The sequence below is a fragment of the Nostoc sp. NMS9 genome (assembly GCF_017114995.1).
Taxonomy (GTDB): domain Bacteria; phylum Cyanobacteriota; class Cyanobacteriia; order Cyanobacteriales; family Nostocaceae; genus Nostoc.
Genome location: NZ_JABXKL010000026.1, coordinates 49,617 through 64,836 on the forward strand (window position 1 = coordinate 49,617; position 15,220 = coordinate 64,836).

The 15,220-nt window shown below is 41.6% G+C and carries 12 protein-coding genes; 8 read left to right on the plus strand and 4 right to left on the minus strand.

Annotated features, from left to right (window positions below; translation table 11 throughout):
- Positions 1-146: 146 nt before the first annotated feature.
- The 5 genes from HWQ40_RS09310 (at position 147) to HWQ40_RS09330 (ending at position 6,804) form a co-directional block, all read left to right on the plus strand.
- A complete protein-coding gene (locus HWQ40_RS09310) occupies positions 147-470 on the plus strand; it encodes a GNAT family N-acetyltransferase (RefSeq protein ID WP_366933940.1) in 324 nt (107 codons plus the stop codon).
- Positions 471-827: 357 nt separating this feature from the next.
- Positions 828-1,490 (plus strand): SnoaL-like polyketide cyclase, encoded by a 663-nt coding sequence (locus HWQ40_RS09315; protein WP_292776895.1) that lies wholly within the window; start codon positions 828-830, stop codon positions 1,488-1,490.
- 841 nt (positions 1,491-2,331) lie between these two features.
- On the plus strand, positions 2,332-2,727 hold the full coding sequence (locus HWQ40_RS09320) for a hypothetical protein (RefSeq protein WP_292776897.1): 396 nt from the start codon (positions 2,332-2,334) through the stop codon (positions 2,725-2,727).
- Between the two features lie 274 nt (positions 2,728-3,001).
- Positions 3,002-3,451: a hypothetical protein gene (locus HWQ40_RS09325; protein WP_292776901.1), complete on the plus strand. Its 450-nt coding sequence runs from the start codon at positions 3,002-3,004 to the stop codon at positions 3,449-3,451.
- A gap of 32 nt (positions 3,452-3,483) precedes the next feature.
- Positions 3,484-6,804 carry an NB-ARC domain-containing protein gene (locus HWQ40_RS09330; protein WP_292776903.1) on the plus strand — a complete coding sequence of 1,107 codons (3,321 nt, stop codon included), beginning with the start codon at positions 3,484-3,486 and terminating at the stop codon, positions 6,802-6,804.
- A 310-nt stretch (positions 6,805-7,114) separates the two neighbouring features.
- Here the strand turns inward: HWQ40_RS09330 and HWQ40_RS09335 are convergent, their stop codons facing one another.
- Together HWQ40_RS09335 and HWQ40_RS09340 are read right to left on the minus strand one after the other, a co-directional pair.
- Positions 7,115-9,568, minus strand: a complete 2,454-nt coding sequence (locus HWQ40_RS09335; RefSeq protein ID WP_292776906.1) for a HEAT repeat domain-containing protein — start codon at positions 9,566-9,568, stop codon at positions 7,115-7,117.
- Between the two features lie 132 nt (positions 9,569-9,700).
- Positions 9,701-10,138, minus strand: coding sequence for a GNAT family N-acetyltransferase (locus HWQ40_RS09340; RefSeq protein WP_292776908.1), 438 nt, complete (start codon positions 10,136-10,138; stop codon positions 9,701-9,703).
- 152 nt (positions 10,139-10,290) lie between these two features.
- On the opposite strand from HWQ40_RS09340, the gene HWQ40_RS09345 reads away from it, so the two are divergent.
- The 3 genes from HWQ40_RS09345 to HWQ40_RS09355 all read left to right on the plus strand — a co-directional run bounded on the left by HWQ40_RS09345 (position 10,291) and on the right by HWQ40_RS09355 (position 14,130).
- Entirely contained in the window at positions 10,291-11,736 is a 1,446-nt protein-coding gene (locus HWQ40_RS09345; RefSeq protein WP_292776978.1) for an ATP-dependent DNA helicase RecQ, read from the plus strand.
- Entirely contained in the window at positions 11,717-11,947 is a 231-nt protein-coding gene (locus tag HWQ40_RS09350) for a hypothetical protein (RefSeq protein WP_292776911.1), read from the plus strand. The genes HWQ40_RS09345 and HWQ40_RS09350 overlap by 20 nt, the downstream gene beginning before the upstream one ends.
- A 296-nt stretch (positions 11,948-12,243) precedes the next feature.
- The gene (locus HWQ40_RS09355; protein ID WP_292776913.1) at positions 12,244-14,130 is read left to right on the plus strand and encodes a S9 family peptidase; all 1,887 of its coding nucleotides are present in this window, start codon (positions 12,244-12,246) and stop codon (positions 14,128-14,130) included.
- A gap of 63 nt (positions 14,131-14,193) precedes the next feature.
- Here the strand turns inward: HWQ40_RS09355 and HWQ40_RS09360 are convergent, their stop codons facing one another.
- Positions 14,194-14,538: a DUF5615 family PIN-like protein gene (locus tag HWQ40_RS09360; RefSeq protein WP_292776915.1), complete on the minus strand. Its 345-nt coding sequence runs from the start codon at positions 14,536-14,538 to the stop codon at positions 14,194-14,196.
- Positions 14,535-14,828, minus strand: a complete 294-nt coding sequence (locus HWQ40_RS09365; RefSeq protein ID WP_292776917.1) for a DUF433 domain-containing protein — start codon at positions 14,826-14,828, stop codon at positions 14,535-14,537. The genes HWQ40_RS09360 and HWQ40_RS09365 overlap by 4 nt, the downstream gene beginning before the upstream one ends.
- Positions 14,829-15,220 lie beyond the last annotated feature (392 nt).

A 15,220-nucleotide genomic window follows, 5' to 3' on the forward strand; every position in this document is an offset into this window, starting at 1 on the left:
AAAAACATATCACTATTAGAGAAGCCTCCAGCAAAGAAGATTCACTGATTGCAAAACACTTTTATCAAATGTGACTAGATATTGGTGTTGATGAGAGTAATATTCTTCTGGAGTGGCAGAATATTACCCTCCAATTTATAAAATAGGTGCGTCGAGATTTGTTTTATAAGGCTTTTATTGCAGAGATTGATAATACAGTTGTGGGTTCTGTAAATTGTCAACTGTTTGCAGGTTTATACCCGAATGTTTTTAAAGATGAATACCGCAAATTTGGATATATTTGGGGTGTTTACGTTGAACAATCTTACCGCAGACAAGGCATTGCTAAATCTCTAACTAATAGAGCAATTGAATATTTAAAAGCGATCGGCTGCACGCGAGTAGTTCTTAACGCCTCGCCATTGGGTAAACCAGTTTACTCCAGCCTCGGTTTCTTTGAAGGTAATGCAATGCAATTAGATTTGATTTAACAAAACAGAATTTATTTCTGAATTCTGTGTAACTAGCGGATGAATAACCTAAATTTGATAGGATAAGTTTCTAGCTCAAGAAGCATCGGTGTTTGCTCATATTCGGATTTGTACAACAAGTCAAGTTTATTAAACCTCTTGCAAAAGTCCCTAACACCCCACCCCCAACCCCTCCCCTTGGTAAGGGGAGGGGAGCGTTTGCTTTACTCAAATGCGGGGTAGGGTTATTTATTTTTGATTTATGCAAGAGGTCTATTGAGTTCATTATGAATATTTTTTACTTTTTTAGATTTTTCTATTTACTTATATGCATAAAACTTTATTCTGAGAAACGATGTTTATAATCAGTCAGCTTGTATGAGTAGCGAAAAAACAACAGAATTGCCACTCTGGGTACAAGATAGAGATATAGTCATTGCTCATGATGAAGAAGTACAGTGGCGAGAAGGAAAACGCCCGGATTATTCATACACCAATGAATTTCTTCATCAAGAGAGTAAATTTCAGCATCCTGAAGGTTCTTTAGAAGCGATCGCTCAAAACTTAGTCCGCACTTTTGAGATGGAAGCTTCTAATAAATCTAATCCTCAACAGTGGCTTTCGATTGTTACTGATAAGTTTAAGATGAGTACCAATGGCGGACAACAATTCACTGCTGAAGATGTTGCAGTTGAGGGTACATATAACCTGTTTTTGGGTAAAACTGAGCAATATAACTCTGAAACAGAAACCTTTGAATCTTCATTTCAAGTTTTTCATAAAGCCTTTCCTAATGGCTTCCTTTGGGAATTAACAGAAGTACTTTCGGGGCCGCCTAATGTTACCTTTAAGTGGCGACATTGGGGAACATTTAATGGTTCCTATAAGGACTATATACCTACAGGTGAAACAATAGAAATCGTCGGAGTTAGTATTGCTCGTGTCACTGATGATTTGAAGATTGAGTCTTTAGAGCATTATTTTGATAATAATGTCTTTCTTCAGAAATTAACGAGTGGCGGTTGTCCCTTTCATTCCTAAAATCAGTAGATATAGAACACCAATTCAGTAATCCTGAAAGAACCTCTCCCCCAACCCCTCTCCGAGGCGGAGAGGGGAGTTTGGCTCCCCCTTCCCTTATAGGGAAGGGGGCTGGGGGGTTAGGTTTTTGATTACTGAATCGATGCTCTAGTGTGCGTTACGCCGTAAGCTAATACCATTTCACTAAAACCCTGATACATATAGATTTCGCGTAGGGGCACAACATGTTGTGCCCCTACCAACGTATTTGTATCATAATTAAAGTGAAACGGTATAACGCACCTTGAATTGTTGACGGCGCGTTGCAGCAATCTGATTCGCCTAACTCACGATCGCAGCGATCGCCCACCTATCCAGTGTTATCCTAAAGAATATTAGGAATTAATTACCAAAGCAAATGATTATTACTGTCAACCTTACTCAAGCAACTGCCAAAACATTACGACATTAGTCACCAACATTACGACATTAGTGAGTAATATTACGACATTAGTCATCAAACATTACGATATTAGTCACCAACATTACAATATTAGTCACCAACATTACGATATTAGTGAGTAATATTACGACATTAGTCATCAAACATTACGACATTAGTCACCAACATTACAATATTAGTCATTAACATGAAAGCGATCGTGAATAAACTGAAGCTTGTATGAAGTTCAAATATATTATCTCTATAAAAATCAGCATCTAGTTCTTGACTTCAGCAAAACCACTGGAATTGCCTACAAATATTATTAGAAAAAATATAATGACTTGCGAGTTTTTCTGATACAGAATACAGCTTAATTGAGGCAAGCTAGTTCTAGAAATATCTTCAAGGAGTACATCCATGCCTCGTACAAAGCGGACATCGCGGATTCTAGAAAAAGCTGAATTGAGAACGTCTGGATTCAAAGCAGTTGATTCAAACATGGATTTTGGTAATAGTTGCGATTTGGAAAATCTGACTCAATCAATTGAGGAGTTTCGCACTATGCTTGATACTTATAACAACGCTTTAGCTGTGGTTGACTCTACTAAAACTAAAATCGATGAAATGGAAAAAAAGCTAAGTAAACTTTCAGATAAGATGCTGAAGGGAGTTGGTTTCAAGTATGGCACAGACAGCAGCGAATATGAAGTAGCAGGTGGCGTTCGTGACAGCGAACGTATACGCAAAAGCAGGTTGAGTCGATTGAAAAGTAATGCACGGCAGACATCAGATGAAAATCAGAAATCTGCCTAGTTCTCGCATGGGTAAGCTACAGAAAAAAATAGTTAACCACAGATAAATATACAGCAGATTGCAACAGGCGTGAGGTACAGATAATCATAGGGGCACAACATGTTGTGCCCCTACTCGTGTACTTAATTTACCTGAAATACGCTGTACCCGCATTTATCACAAGCTGTGCGTAGCTTGCCGCCGTAGAGATCGCTATAAAAAATTATTACATTAAGTGATTACTATGTATTTCACCCCTTATTATTAAGTATTAATACAGAATTAGAGTAAGTAAATGGATATAGTAACTTTAACTACTTTCTTGACTCCTTTTTTACCCTACTTACTCAAAGTCGGAGAAAAAGCAACTGAAGAAGCTGGTAAGAAATTTGGTGAAGGGTTTGGCGCTAATGCCTGGGAAAAAGCCAAAGCTTTGTGGAGTCAGCTGCAACCCAAGGTGGAGGAAAAGCCAATGGCGAAAGGTGCAGCAGAGGAGTTGGCTAATTCTCCTAATGATGCAGATGCCAAAGAAACACTCCAGAAGCAACTCAAGAAATTTCTGGATGAAGATAAAAATTTATATGCTGAAATTGCCCGTTTAATGCAAGAAGATTCTGAAGCAATTTCTCAGGTTGTTAATACTTTTAATCAAACAATATCTGGCGATGACAACGTAGTGCAAAACATTGCGGGTGATGGTAATAAGGCGATTGGTAGAGTGGGAGGTGATGCAACTATCAATTAGTCAGAAAACTAGAATAATAGGAAGTTAAAACTGTGCAGAAAAGAAGCCTGAGAAGGTTATGGAAGCAGATAATACTTTTTTTATCTAAGTTAGCTAGCTTTTTGAGAGGGAATCGTCGGAGATTAAAACGTAGGCGACATCTATTACTTAGAGATGAAGTTGCTCAAACCCGTTTAGATAGGCATATTCAGTCTCAGGTTGAACAACCAGTTTTAGGTAACATAGAAAATGATGAAGCTTCTGTAACGAGTTTAGAACCTCCTATTCAGTCTCAGGTTGAACAAACAATTTCAGGCAATGAAAATGTTCTTCAAAACGTCAAAGGCAACAACAATATTAATGTAGGTCGGGTAGAAGGCAGCCTCACTATTAATTATCGTCGCCCAATTGACAGACCTTTTCAAGTACAGAGTTTACCTGCCAATTTTGTAGACCGCCCACAAGTTACTATAGAAATCAAAGCTCGTCTACTGGCAAATACATCTAATGCTGGTGCTTTGCTCATCAGTGCAATTCACGGTTTAGGTGGCATTGGCAAGACAACTTTAGTTACTGCCCTTGCCCATGATGAAGATATCCAAAAACGTTTCTCTGGTGGTGTACTTTGGGCAACCTTGGGACAGGAACCAGATATTCTGGCGTGGCTGAGTAGCTGGGTGCAAGCCTTGGGAGACAATGAATTTCGTGCCATTAATATAGAAGCAACCTCAGCCCATTTACGAAGTTTACTACATGATAAGGCAGTTTTACTGGTAGTTGATGATGCTTGGAAGCCAGATAAAGTTAAACCCTTTTTGATAGCAAGTTCCCAATCCCAGCTATTAATCACTTCGCGGCGGGCTGACGTGGCTGATGCCGTGGGTGCTTATTTGCAACAATTGAATTTGATGACGCCGGCAGAATCTCTGGAATTACTTTCTAAATCTTTAGAACGAGAAATAGAAGGAGTAGAGAAACAAGAGGCTTTGAGAGTATCCCAGACTGTGGGATACCTACCCATCGCACTGAATTTGGTAGCAGCAAGAGTTAAATGGGGAATTACATGGGTGAAGCTGGAAACGACTTTGAAACAAGAGGTTGCAAACTTAAAAGTTTTATACGGGGCGCGTCAAGAAAACTCTTTAGAAGCAACCTTTAATTTAAGCCTGAAAGCTTTGCGGGACTATGACGAACAAGCTTGGAAAAATTTTATTTGGTTGGGAGTTTTACCAGAGGATGTCACAATCGCCGCACCAATGGCAGTTACATTATGGGATATGGAATCCCAGGATGAAGCTGATGAGCGTTTAGAGCTACTTTGGAATGATGCCTTACTTCAGTCTGATTCACCTATATTTATCGGGGGTGCTGAGTGGAAAGGCTACAGGCTACATGACTTATTGCATGATGTAGCTCGTAGCCTATTAATTAAATCTCCACCTACAGGAATGGGTTTGAATTTACTCGACGCTCACAGCCAACTGCTAGAACGGTATCGGAAAAAGACTGAAAAAAACCTTTGGCATACCCTACCTAATGATAGTTATATTCATCAAAATTTAGTTTGGCATTTAGAAAAGGCTGGACAGGTAGAAGAGATTCACCAGTTATTACGGGAAGAATCGCAGGCAGGAAACAATGGCTGGTATGAAGTGCGAGAAAAATTAGGGCAAACTGAAGGTTACATAACAGATATTTCTCGTGCTTGGGAACTAATAGAAGCGAATTGGACTGAATCACCCCTACCCCAAGTTGTGAGTTTGCAGTGTCGCTATGCTTTGATCACTGCATCCCTAAATAGTTTGGCAGCAAACTTACCAAATGAACTGCTAGTTGCATTGGTCAAAAACAATATTTGGACTCCTGAACAAGGACTAAGTTACGCCTTGCAAAACCCGTATCAAGAGCAGAAGGTGTATTTACTTACAAAACTAGTTGACTATTTGCCACCAGATTATAAAGAAATAGCGCTACAAAAAGCCCTGGCGACAGCAAGGACAATTCAAGATGAGTCTTTTCATGCCTTTGCCTTAGCAGTCTTAGTTGAAAAATTGCCAGAGTTGTTGCCAGAAGCACTAACCGCAGCAAGGGCGATTCAAATTAAGGAGTATCGTGCCTCTGCCTTAACTGTCTTAGCCGAAAAATTGCCAGAGTTGTTGCCAGAAGCACTAACCGTAGCAAGCTCGATTCAAATTGAGGAATATCGCACTGATGCTCTGAAAGCCTTAGCTAAAAAACTACCGGCAGAGTTGTTGCCAGAAGCACTAACCGCAGTAAGGGCAATTCAGAATGAGGAGTATCGTGCCTCTGCTCTTTGTGCCCTGTCTAATAAACTACCAGAGTTATTACCAGAAGTGCTAACAGTAGCAAAGACAATTCAAAATGAGTATTATCGCACTGAGGCTTTGAGAGCTTTAATTGATCAACTGCCAGAGTTGTTACCAGAAGCACTAATGGCAGCAAGAGCAATTCAGGATGAGTATTATCACGCTTATGCATTGATAGGTTTAGTTGACAAACAGCCAGAGTTGTTAACAGAAGCATTAACGGCGGCAAAAGCAATTCAGGATGAGGAGGATCGTGCTGATGCCCTTTGTGCTTTAGCCGACAAACTGCCGTTACAGTTATTGCCAGTAGCACTAACGGCAGCAAAGACAATTCAGTATGAGAGTTATCGTGCTAATACTTTAAGTGCCTTAGCTAATAAATTGCCAGAAGTATTGCTAGAAGCGCTGGCAGCGGCAAGAGCGATTCAGGATGAAGAGTATTGCACTTCTGCTCTACTAACAGTCTTAGCCGACAAACCGCCAGAGTTATTATCAAAAGCCCAGGTGGCCGCAAGCTTGATGAATGATGAAGATCATACTGTTAACCTTTGTGCCTTAGACGACAAACAGCCGCCACACTTGTTGTCAAAATCAAAAGCTCTTGCCGCAGCAAGAGCGATTGAGGATGGGTATTCTCGCGTTAATGCTCTTATAGCTTTAAGTGATATGCTCCCGAAACTCTTGCCAGAAGCACTGACGGCAGCAAGAGCAATTCAAGATAAGGAGGATCGTGCTGATGCTCTTTGTATTTTAACTGACAAACTGCCAGCGTTGTTGCCAGAAGCGCTAGCAGCGGCAAAGGCAATTCAAAATGAAAATTATTTTGTCTCTGCGCTCAGAGCTTTAGCTTTTGGTTTATCACAGATGCCATCTGCTGAACTTTTTCCCCTTTGGCAAGATATACTTCATCAATTGTCTCTTAGTACTCGCCTTCAATTGCTCCAAGGTATAAAGGCATTGTTTCCGGCTATTTTTGTATTAGGTGGCCAAGCAGCAAGGACAGAAATTGCTCGTGCTATTCAAGATGTGGCACGATGGTGGCGATAAAGAGACGTGGATATACGGGAACAGGAAGATGCAAAGACGGAGGGATGCAGTATTTATAGTTTTAGGCAAAGTGCGATCACTATTTACAGCTACTCAACCCAGTTCTCTAACAACAGCGTAGGAATGCGAGGTATCTAATTTACAAACTCTCTCTGGTGTCCATGAGTGACTGATCGCAATTAGTCATAAAATCATCAGAGAAATTGTCTAGACTGTCAATGAGCGATCGCCAGGGGTCGGGGTCAACCACCAACTGAAAATCAAACCACTGTTGCAGCAATTACAGGCAGAACCACAAGCTGGCAATTAATCATGGTATTACTGTTTGCACAGTACTAACTAGTGTAACTGGAGGTGTAAACCCAGCCAGTTTACCCAACTTCTGGGGTACAAAGTCGGTTTCTTTGCTACCTTGAACCTCAGATAAGTAGCAATCTCGCACCGCCAACAACAAGCCTTTAATGGCATCTTGTCTGCCTGTTTTGACTAAATCATCTGCCTTTTTGAAAAAATGCGATCGCCATTTGCCATCATTATTGCCATATAATTCTATTAAATACCAACCTGCAAGATACTCAGCTAAAGGATCGAGACAAAAACGGATTCTGTCTTTGGCAGAACCGATAGTTTGAATCAAGTGCAAACGCTTTTCCAGATAATTGAGGTGTGCTTCGGGGTCGTCAATACCCAAAGCTGCTAATGCAACAATAGCATCTGCACGCTTGGCGGTTCCTGGTTGATAACTTTGCTGCAAGCATTCCCAGGCGATGATTTTGGCAATTTGATGAACAGTGCGGTCATCAAATTGTTCGTCTGTAACATCACGATTGAGTTCATTGATATAACCCAGCATCAAATTAGGAATATTTTCTGGTAACGCAGAAATATTAGATGTAACGTCTTTACTGGCCATTAACTGTTCAGCATAAAGTTTAGCCAGCAAGACAGTGATATTATTTTGACCAACCATGAGAGAAAGACGGTTACAAGCGTCAAAAAATTCTTGATCGGTAAAGCGATCGCGTTTACCTCGCTGCATGAGATAAGCTTCCATAAAGGACGATAGTTTATTAGCCTCAATCCGCAAAGGTTTAATTATTGTCTTATTAACCCGCCCCAGCTTTTCCTCAATTCGGGAAGTAATCACCAATGCATTCACCGGAAACTCTGGCGACTCCGGCTCAATTGCTTCTCGTGTAGTCGCATTCATTTCTGAGAACCGATCTACAATTACTAGAATGCGTTTCTTTCTTAACAAACGTAACAGTAATTCTTGACAAATTGGCTCTGGCTCATCAATTAAAGCTTGCAACTGTCCTCTGATGGCTTCTAAAAGCGGCGACTTACCTTCAGTTACCCGAAATTCTTCTTCTAACAGCACTGGTAACATCAAATGTTTGCAGAGTCGTTGGTCTTCAGTCTCAGCCATTGCCCACCCAGCTATTCGACACGCTAAACTGGTTTTACCTACACCCCCTTCCCCACCAATTACTAGACAGCTACGCTGTTTCTCGAAAGTTGAGTGCAAATTCTCATTCATCAGTTGGGGAACTGTTGTACCATCCAGAACAACGGGAATGGGAATGTAACAGGCACGACTGCTAACTGTATCCTTTTTGGGAAATTGTTCGCGGGCTGCTTTGATATATTTAGCTACCCACGCATCTAATACTCTGGGATGGTAATGAAACCACCCAACAAATAGCACATATCGCAGAGGTACATTAACGCTGATAAATGGGAGGGAAAAGTCTGTGTAAGGTTTGAGGGCGTTATTAATTTTCAACAACCATAAAGGGGCTATCCGCAAGAGAATTAACCAAATAGAAGGCAATAAAATAACGTAGGCGGCAATTCCCAAAAGTAATTTATGCTTAAATAGCGATTCCAGAACTCTATCGAAAAGGCGAGTTTCTTTTTCTGCTTTCAGGGCATTGAGAGGGCGACGTATCAGCCTAATGTCCGTCTCTGTGAATTTATCTTTGTATTTTTGTATAGTTGTCAACACCTGCTCAAAGTCTGAGATGACTTTCTGCAACTTGGAGGTAGGTAAAGCATTTGCTTTGTCCTGAAAGCCTGCTGCTATTCCTCCTAAACCTTTGATCGCACCTAAACGCACGTAAAACTGGCTATCATTCAACAGGGCAATTAAATTAGGGACAGAAGATACTGCTTCTGTACCCATTGCACCCAGAGCGTAGGCTGAATTGTAACGTACAGTGGGGTTATGATCTTTTAAGGCAGCAGTTAATACTGGGACAGCGACTTTCGCTTCTACGCCAATTTTTCTGAGTGCAGAAGGAACATAAATGCGAACGAATTGCTCCTTGTCTTGTAATGCTGCCATCAACGATGGAACTGCTGCTTTGGCTGCTGTACCAATATTTCCTAAAGCTAAGGTGGCGTACAAGCGGACTTGTCCATCTTCATCCTGCAATGCCGCACTTAAGGCTGGGACTGCTGGTGCTGCTTCTGCACCCAAATCTCCTAAAACCGAAGCGGCGTGCCAGCGAAGATTAATATCCTGATTTTTCAAAGCTTCAATCAGAGACGGCACTGCTGGCGAACCGATATTAACTAATGCATCTGCGGCAATGCTACTGATGTGGGCATCGTTATCTATTAGCTTCTGAATCAGGGGAGCAATTTTGCTGTCAGTAGTGATTTGCGCCCAACTATTGCTCGTGCATAGTAGGAACAGTGTCAGGCATAAGACAACCACCTTAAGCGCACTAAGTAATACTTGTCTGGTATGCTTTGTCATTGAATCGGATTGAATCACCCGATGAACAACTCCAGTCAGAGAAACTATACCTAGATTGTAATCTAACTGTCAATCCGGGTTAGCGATGTCTACGACGGGCTACGCCTACGCACTGATTTACCCCCGCTTTGCTCAAGCTTGATTAGCATTGGCATTTAAACGCATCATAATTTTTTCCGGTTCTGTCAAATTTTTAAATCCATAACGGCGATAAAGTCCATGAGCATCTTTTGTGCCTAACAACCACCTTTGAACGTCTTGCAATTCTGGATATTCTAAAATGTATTCTACAAACCATTTTCCTAAACCCTGTCCTCGATAAGGCTCCAGAATAAAAACATCTTTTAACAACGCTGAAGTTGCATAATCAGTGATGACTCTCGCAAAGCCAACTTGTTGATTATCTTCATAAAGTCCAAAACATAAAGAATTGTTTATTGACTTTTCTACAGTGGCTAATGGGATGTTTTCAGCCCAATAAGAAGTTTGTAAAAAATCATGAACCATTTGAATATCTAATTTAGATTTATCGGTGTTGATGTAAAATCGATTTTTTAATTCTTCATTCATCTCGCTACATCTTTTATTTAATAGGTTGAAAAATTATAATTCATTCTTGGGGTCAGTGGTTTGTAGTGTCAAATGATGAAATTACTGAACCATTAGCTGGTAACAGAGGCTATATTCAGCATTCAATGATATGGATGTATTTACCATTGATTATGAATCAGCCTACAACAAAATCTTGGCATGAAGTTCGCACTGCTTTTCAACAAATCTGGGGTTATGAAGATTTTCGTCCACCACAAGGAGAAATTGTTAGCAGTTTATTGGCACAAAAAGATGCGCTGATTATTATGCCCACAGGTGGTGGGAAGTCGATTTGTTTTCAACTTCCTGCACTGCTACAAACAGGATTAACCTTGGTAGTTTCGCCCTTGGTGGCGCTAATGGAAAATCAAGTACAGGAACTACGAGAAAGCCACCAAAAAGCAGCACTTTTGCATAGTGAATTACCTTCATCTCAACGCCGTGCAACTCTGCAAGCTTTAGAAGGTCAACAGCTAAGATTACTTTATTTATCACCCGAAACTTTGCTCAGTGCGCCAGTTTGGGAAAGATTATGTCACCCACAATTGCAAATTAATGGTTTGATTTTAGATGAAGCTCATTGTTTAGTACAGTGGGGTGATACTTTTCGCCCAGCTTATCGCAGATTAGGGGCGGTGCGTCCGGCATTGCTAAAATCAAAACCACCAGGAACAAAAATTAGCATCGCCGCTTTTACTGCTACTGCTGACCCCTCAGCCCAAAAAATTATTCAAACAGTTTTACAATTACAGCAACCAGAGATTTTCCGCTTGAATCCCTACCGTCCGAATTTGCATCCCAGCGTTCGCATTGCTTGGACACCACGAGGTAGGAAACAACAATTATTAAAGTTTATTCAAAATAGACTGCAACAATCGGGATTAGTTTATGTTCGCACTCGGAGAGATAGCGAAGATTTAGCCCAATGGTTAGCAGAGATGGGTTTTGCTACAGCTAGTTATCATGCGGGATTAGGTGCAACCGAACGCCGTGAAGTAGAAGCAAGCTGGTTAAGTGGTAAAATACCATTTGTGGTTTGTACCTGTGCGTTTGGCATGGGGATTAATAAATCAGATGTTCGCTGGATTGCCCATTTTCACGCGCCACATTTGTTATCTGAATATGTGCAAGAAATAGGCCGCGCTGGAAGGGATGGGAAACCGGCCCAAGCATTGACATTGGTGAGTGAACCTACGGGGTGGTTAGATTCAGGGGATAAGCAAAGACAGGAGTTTTTTCAACAACAAATGCGATCGCAACAACAAATAGCGCAGCAACTTGTGAAAAAATTACCAAAACAGGGAGAAGTGAATGCAGTGACGCGACAATTTCCTGAAGGTGCGACGGCACTAGCTTTACTCCACAGCAACGGTCAATTAAACTGGCTTGACCCTTTTCATTACACCATTGGGCAAAAAGCGGGAAATCAGCAACCAACGCAATTACACGCTGCTAAACAAATGCAGCAATACCTAACAACTAAGCAGTGTCGTTGGCAGTTTTTGTTAAACGCCTTTGGTTTTGATAAAGAAGCAGCTAACTTGCGTTGTGGACATTGTGACAATTGCCGTCAATGAGTATCAAAGACTCATCGCCGAATATAAAAGACTCATTCACGAGTATCAAAGACTCATCGCCGAGTATAAAAGACTCGTTGGCGAGTATCAAAGACTCATTCACGAGTATCAAAGACTCGTCGCCGAGTATCAAAGACTCATTTACGAGTATTACTCCCTTGCTGTTTGTTCGCCGTCAGGTATTCCCGCTACAATACCCAAATTTTTTTAATAACTCCGATCGCGCAGCGTTTTGTTAGAGAAAGACACAAAAGAAAAGATAAATAATCTTATCGCGGGACAAGGAGTAAGTTAAAACTTTTTTCTTTCCCCTGCTCCCCTAGATATTCTCTAGCTAGTACAGGCGTAAATAAACATACCATTTTAAATGGCGCAAGAGCTTGGAATATAATTATGCGTGACTTTTGACTTTTGACTTCCGCCTTGCGGTACTAGGTTCATCCAATAGGATGAATTGTCATTTTCACCTCCAAGTGACAATAGGGTAGTCAAGTAGAGGATAAAAATATGTCATCTGCTCAAGCGCCCTCCCTACCACCGTTGATTCCGCGCGAAATTCTGTTTGGGAATCCCGAAAAAACTAGTCCACAACTCTCCCCTGATGGCAAGTACTTGGCATATATCGCCCCTGATGAGAAAAATGTCTTGCAGGTATGGTTGCGAACTATAGGACAAGAAGACGACAAGATACTAACTGCTGACAAAAAGCGTGGTATCCGCATTTTCTTCTGGACTTATAACGCCGACCAGTTGATTTATATGCAAGACTCGGATGGCGATGAGAACTTTCACCTCCACTTGGTTAATATTCACTCCAAGATTGTGCGTGACTTAACGCCATTCCAGGGTGTGAAGGCCGAACTTGTGGAACTAGAACCTAAATTTCCAGATGAAGCGCTGGTAGCGTTGAACTTGAACAATCCCCAAAAGTTTGACGTTTACCGCATCAACCTCAAAAATGGTGCGGTTGAGTTCGACACTGATAACCCCGGTAACATTATCAGTTGGACATCTAACGCCCAGTTACAAATACGTGCAGCAACAGCTAGTACACCCGATGGTGGTTACGATTTATTGTTGCAGAAACCAGATAAACAGTGGGAAATTCTCCGCCACTGGGGGGCAGAGGAGGAAGGAAATTCTGTAAGTTTCTCAGATGATGGCAAAACCCTTTATATTCAAGGGAATCATGATGCTAACGCCAAACGTCTGCTAGCTGTTGACCTAGAAACCCGTCAAGAAACTGTCATTGCTGAAGATGAGCAGTATGATGTCGTGGGGATAATTATTCATCCACTGACGCGAGTTATTCAAGCAGTTTCTTTCTACAAAGATAAACAAGAATGGCAGGTAATCGATCGCAGTATCGCCGCAGATTTTGACGAAATCGCCAAGGTGCGTCCTGGAGAATTCTCTATAATTAGCCGCGACTTGGAAGATAAAACTTGGGCTTTAGCTTATAGAACTGACAATGGCCCAGTTTATTACTATGCCTACAACCGAGAGTCCAAAACTAGCGCTTTCCTTTTTAGCAACCAACCCAAACTAGAAACGTTGCAGTTAGCTTCAATGCAACCGATTTCCTACGAAGCGCGGGATGGCTTAACTATCCATAGTTACCTGACAACTCCTGTGGGAATACCTACGCAGAATCTCCCAACAGTCCTGCTGGTTCATGGCGGCCCTTGGGCGCGGGATACTTGGGGTTTCTCTCCCACAACGCAATGGCTGGCTAACCGAGGTTATGCCGTGTTGCAAGTGAACTTTCGCGGTTCCACAGGCTATGGTAAAGCATTTTTGAATGCTGGAAATCGGGAATGGGGTGGCACAATGCACGATGACTTGATTGACAGCGTGAACTGGCTGGTAGAAAAAGGTATTTCTGATCCGCAAAAGATTGCGATTATGGGCGGTTCTTATGGAGGTTACGCCACCCTAGCAGGGTTGACTTTTACACCCGAAATCTTTGCTGCTGGCGTGGATATTGTCGGGCCAAGTAACCTGATTACCCTGATAGAAACTATACCGCCCTATTGGGAACCGATCAAAGCAATGATTTATCATCGCATTGGCAACTTGGAGACAGAAGAGGAGTTTCTCAAATCGCGATCGCCTTTATTTTTCGCTGACCGAATTCAAAAACCTTTACTTATCGGTCAAGGTGCAAACGATCCACGGGTGAAACAATCAGAAAGCGATCAAATTGTCAACGCAATGCAACAAGCTGGTTTACCAGTGCAATATGTACTTTACAGTGATGAAGGACATGGTTTTGCCAGACCAGAAAATCGCTTGCACTTTTTTGCGATCGCTGAAGAGTTTCTCGCCAAATACTTAGCTGGTAGATTTGAACCTTTGGCAGATATCCCCGGTCATTCAGGAATAGTTAAATAAAGTTTCACGCATGGTGGTTAGTGTAATTCACTGACCACCTTAATATTTTTAATTCGGAACGATTCATGCATACAACAACTGATTCCTAATTTCATCAGCCGTTAGTGTGCTTACCAGAATACCAATCCGTTGCGCCACTTCATAAGCATTTTTCTGAGGCACAACGATAATCCCAAAATGTTCTCTATCCTGCTCCATATACTGAAGATGCAACCGCTCAAAATCGACACGGTTATGTGTCAGAATACATCTGCCTACAGAAGTTGCAAATTCCAGTTGCTCACGGTCAGTTTTGCCGAGAGATCCTTGTTCAGGAACAGTTGTGATATCCAGACCGCGCGATCGCAACAGTCTAGCAACCAATGCTGACATATCCTCATCACTGTAAAGTGCAGCAAAAACCGTCACAATGTCCCCAATATAGCTTTTACAGACGGATGTATTAATTCATCGGGTACTCGGTTTCGTTCAATGTATTCATTAATCTCTGCCTGATGATCGAGATAAAAACTCAAGGCATCGAACACTTGTGCCAGTGTCAAATGTGGCAAATGGTTCGGGATTTCTTCTGGCATAATCCCCAACCGCCACAAACCGACGATGGCACGAACAGATGTCCGAGTACCTATAATAATTGGCTCTCCACTCAAAATTTCAGGATTACGGGTAACGTAGCGTGAGGAGGTTTCAGCGAACATAGAATAAATCACTTAGCACAACTGGCGTTGCCTCCAGTTTACCAATAGTTTTGGTCAGCAGCAGGCTGGTTTACCAGACTAAAAAATCGCTTGTTCGAGGAATGCGATCGCAGAAGAGTTTCTCGCCAAATACTTAGGTGGAAGATTTGAACCTTTGGCAGATATCCCCGGTCATTCAGGAATAGTTAAATAAAGTCTCACGCATGGTGGTTAGTGTCATTCACCGACCACCTTAATATTTTTAATCCAGTAAACCTAGACGCAAATGGTGTCACTGTGCCGAAACGGGAAAATCTTACACTAATGTAAGATTGAAAGCCTTTATTAGCAATATTTTTGGGATAGTATTCTTTTTAGTTTAATTCCAATGAAAGAGCTATTCATTTCAACAT

Excerpts from the sequence above, each read along its gene's own strand:
- HWQ40_RS09345 (WP_292776978.1), top strand. The coding sequence starts at position 10,291 with ATGAATCAGCCTACAACAAAATCTTGGCATGAAGTTCGCACTGCTTTT.
- HWQ40_RS09340 (WP_292776908.1), bottom strand. The coding sequence starts at position 10,138 with ATGAATGAAGAATTAAAAAATCGATTTTACATCAACACCGATAAATCT.
- HWQ40_RS09335 (WP_292776906.1), bottom strand. The coding sequence starts at position 9,568 with ATGACAAAGCATACCAGACAAGTATTACTTAGTGCGCTTAAGGTGGTT.
- HWQ40_RS09355 (WP_292776913.1), top strand. The coding sequence starts at position 12,244 with ATGTCATCTGCTCAAGCGCCCTCCCTACCACCGTTGATTCCGCGCGAA.
- HWQ40_RS09325 (WP_292776901.1), top strand. The coding sequence starts at position 3,002 with ATGGATATAGTAACTTTAACTACTTTCTTGACTCCTTTTTTACCCTAC.
- HWQ40_RS09320 (WP_292776897.1), top strand. The coding sequence starts at position 2,332 with ATGCCTCGTACAAAGCGGACATCGCGGATTCTAGAAAAAGCTGAATTG.
- HWQ40_RS09315 (WP_292776895.1), top strand. The coding sequence starts at position 828 with ATGAGTAGCGAAAAAACAACAGAATTGCCACTCTGGGTACAAGATAGA.
- HWQ40_RS09365 (WP_292776917.1), bottom strand. The coding sequence starts at position 14,828 with ATGTTCGCTGAAACCTCCTCACGCTACGTTACCCGTAATCCTGAAATT.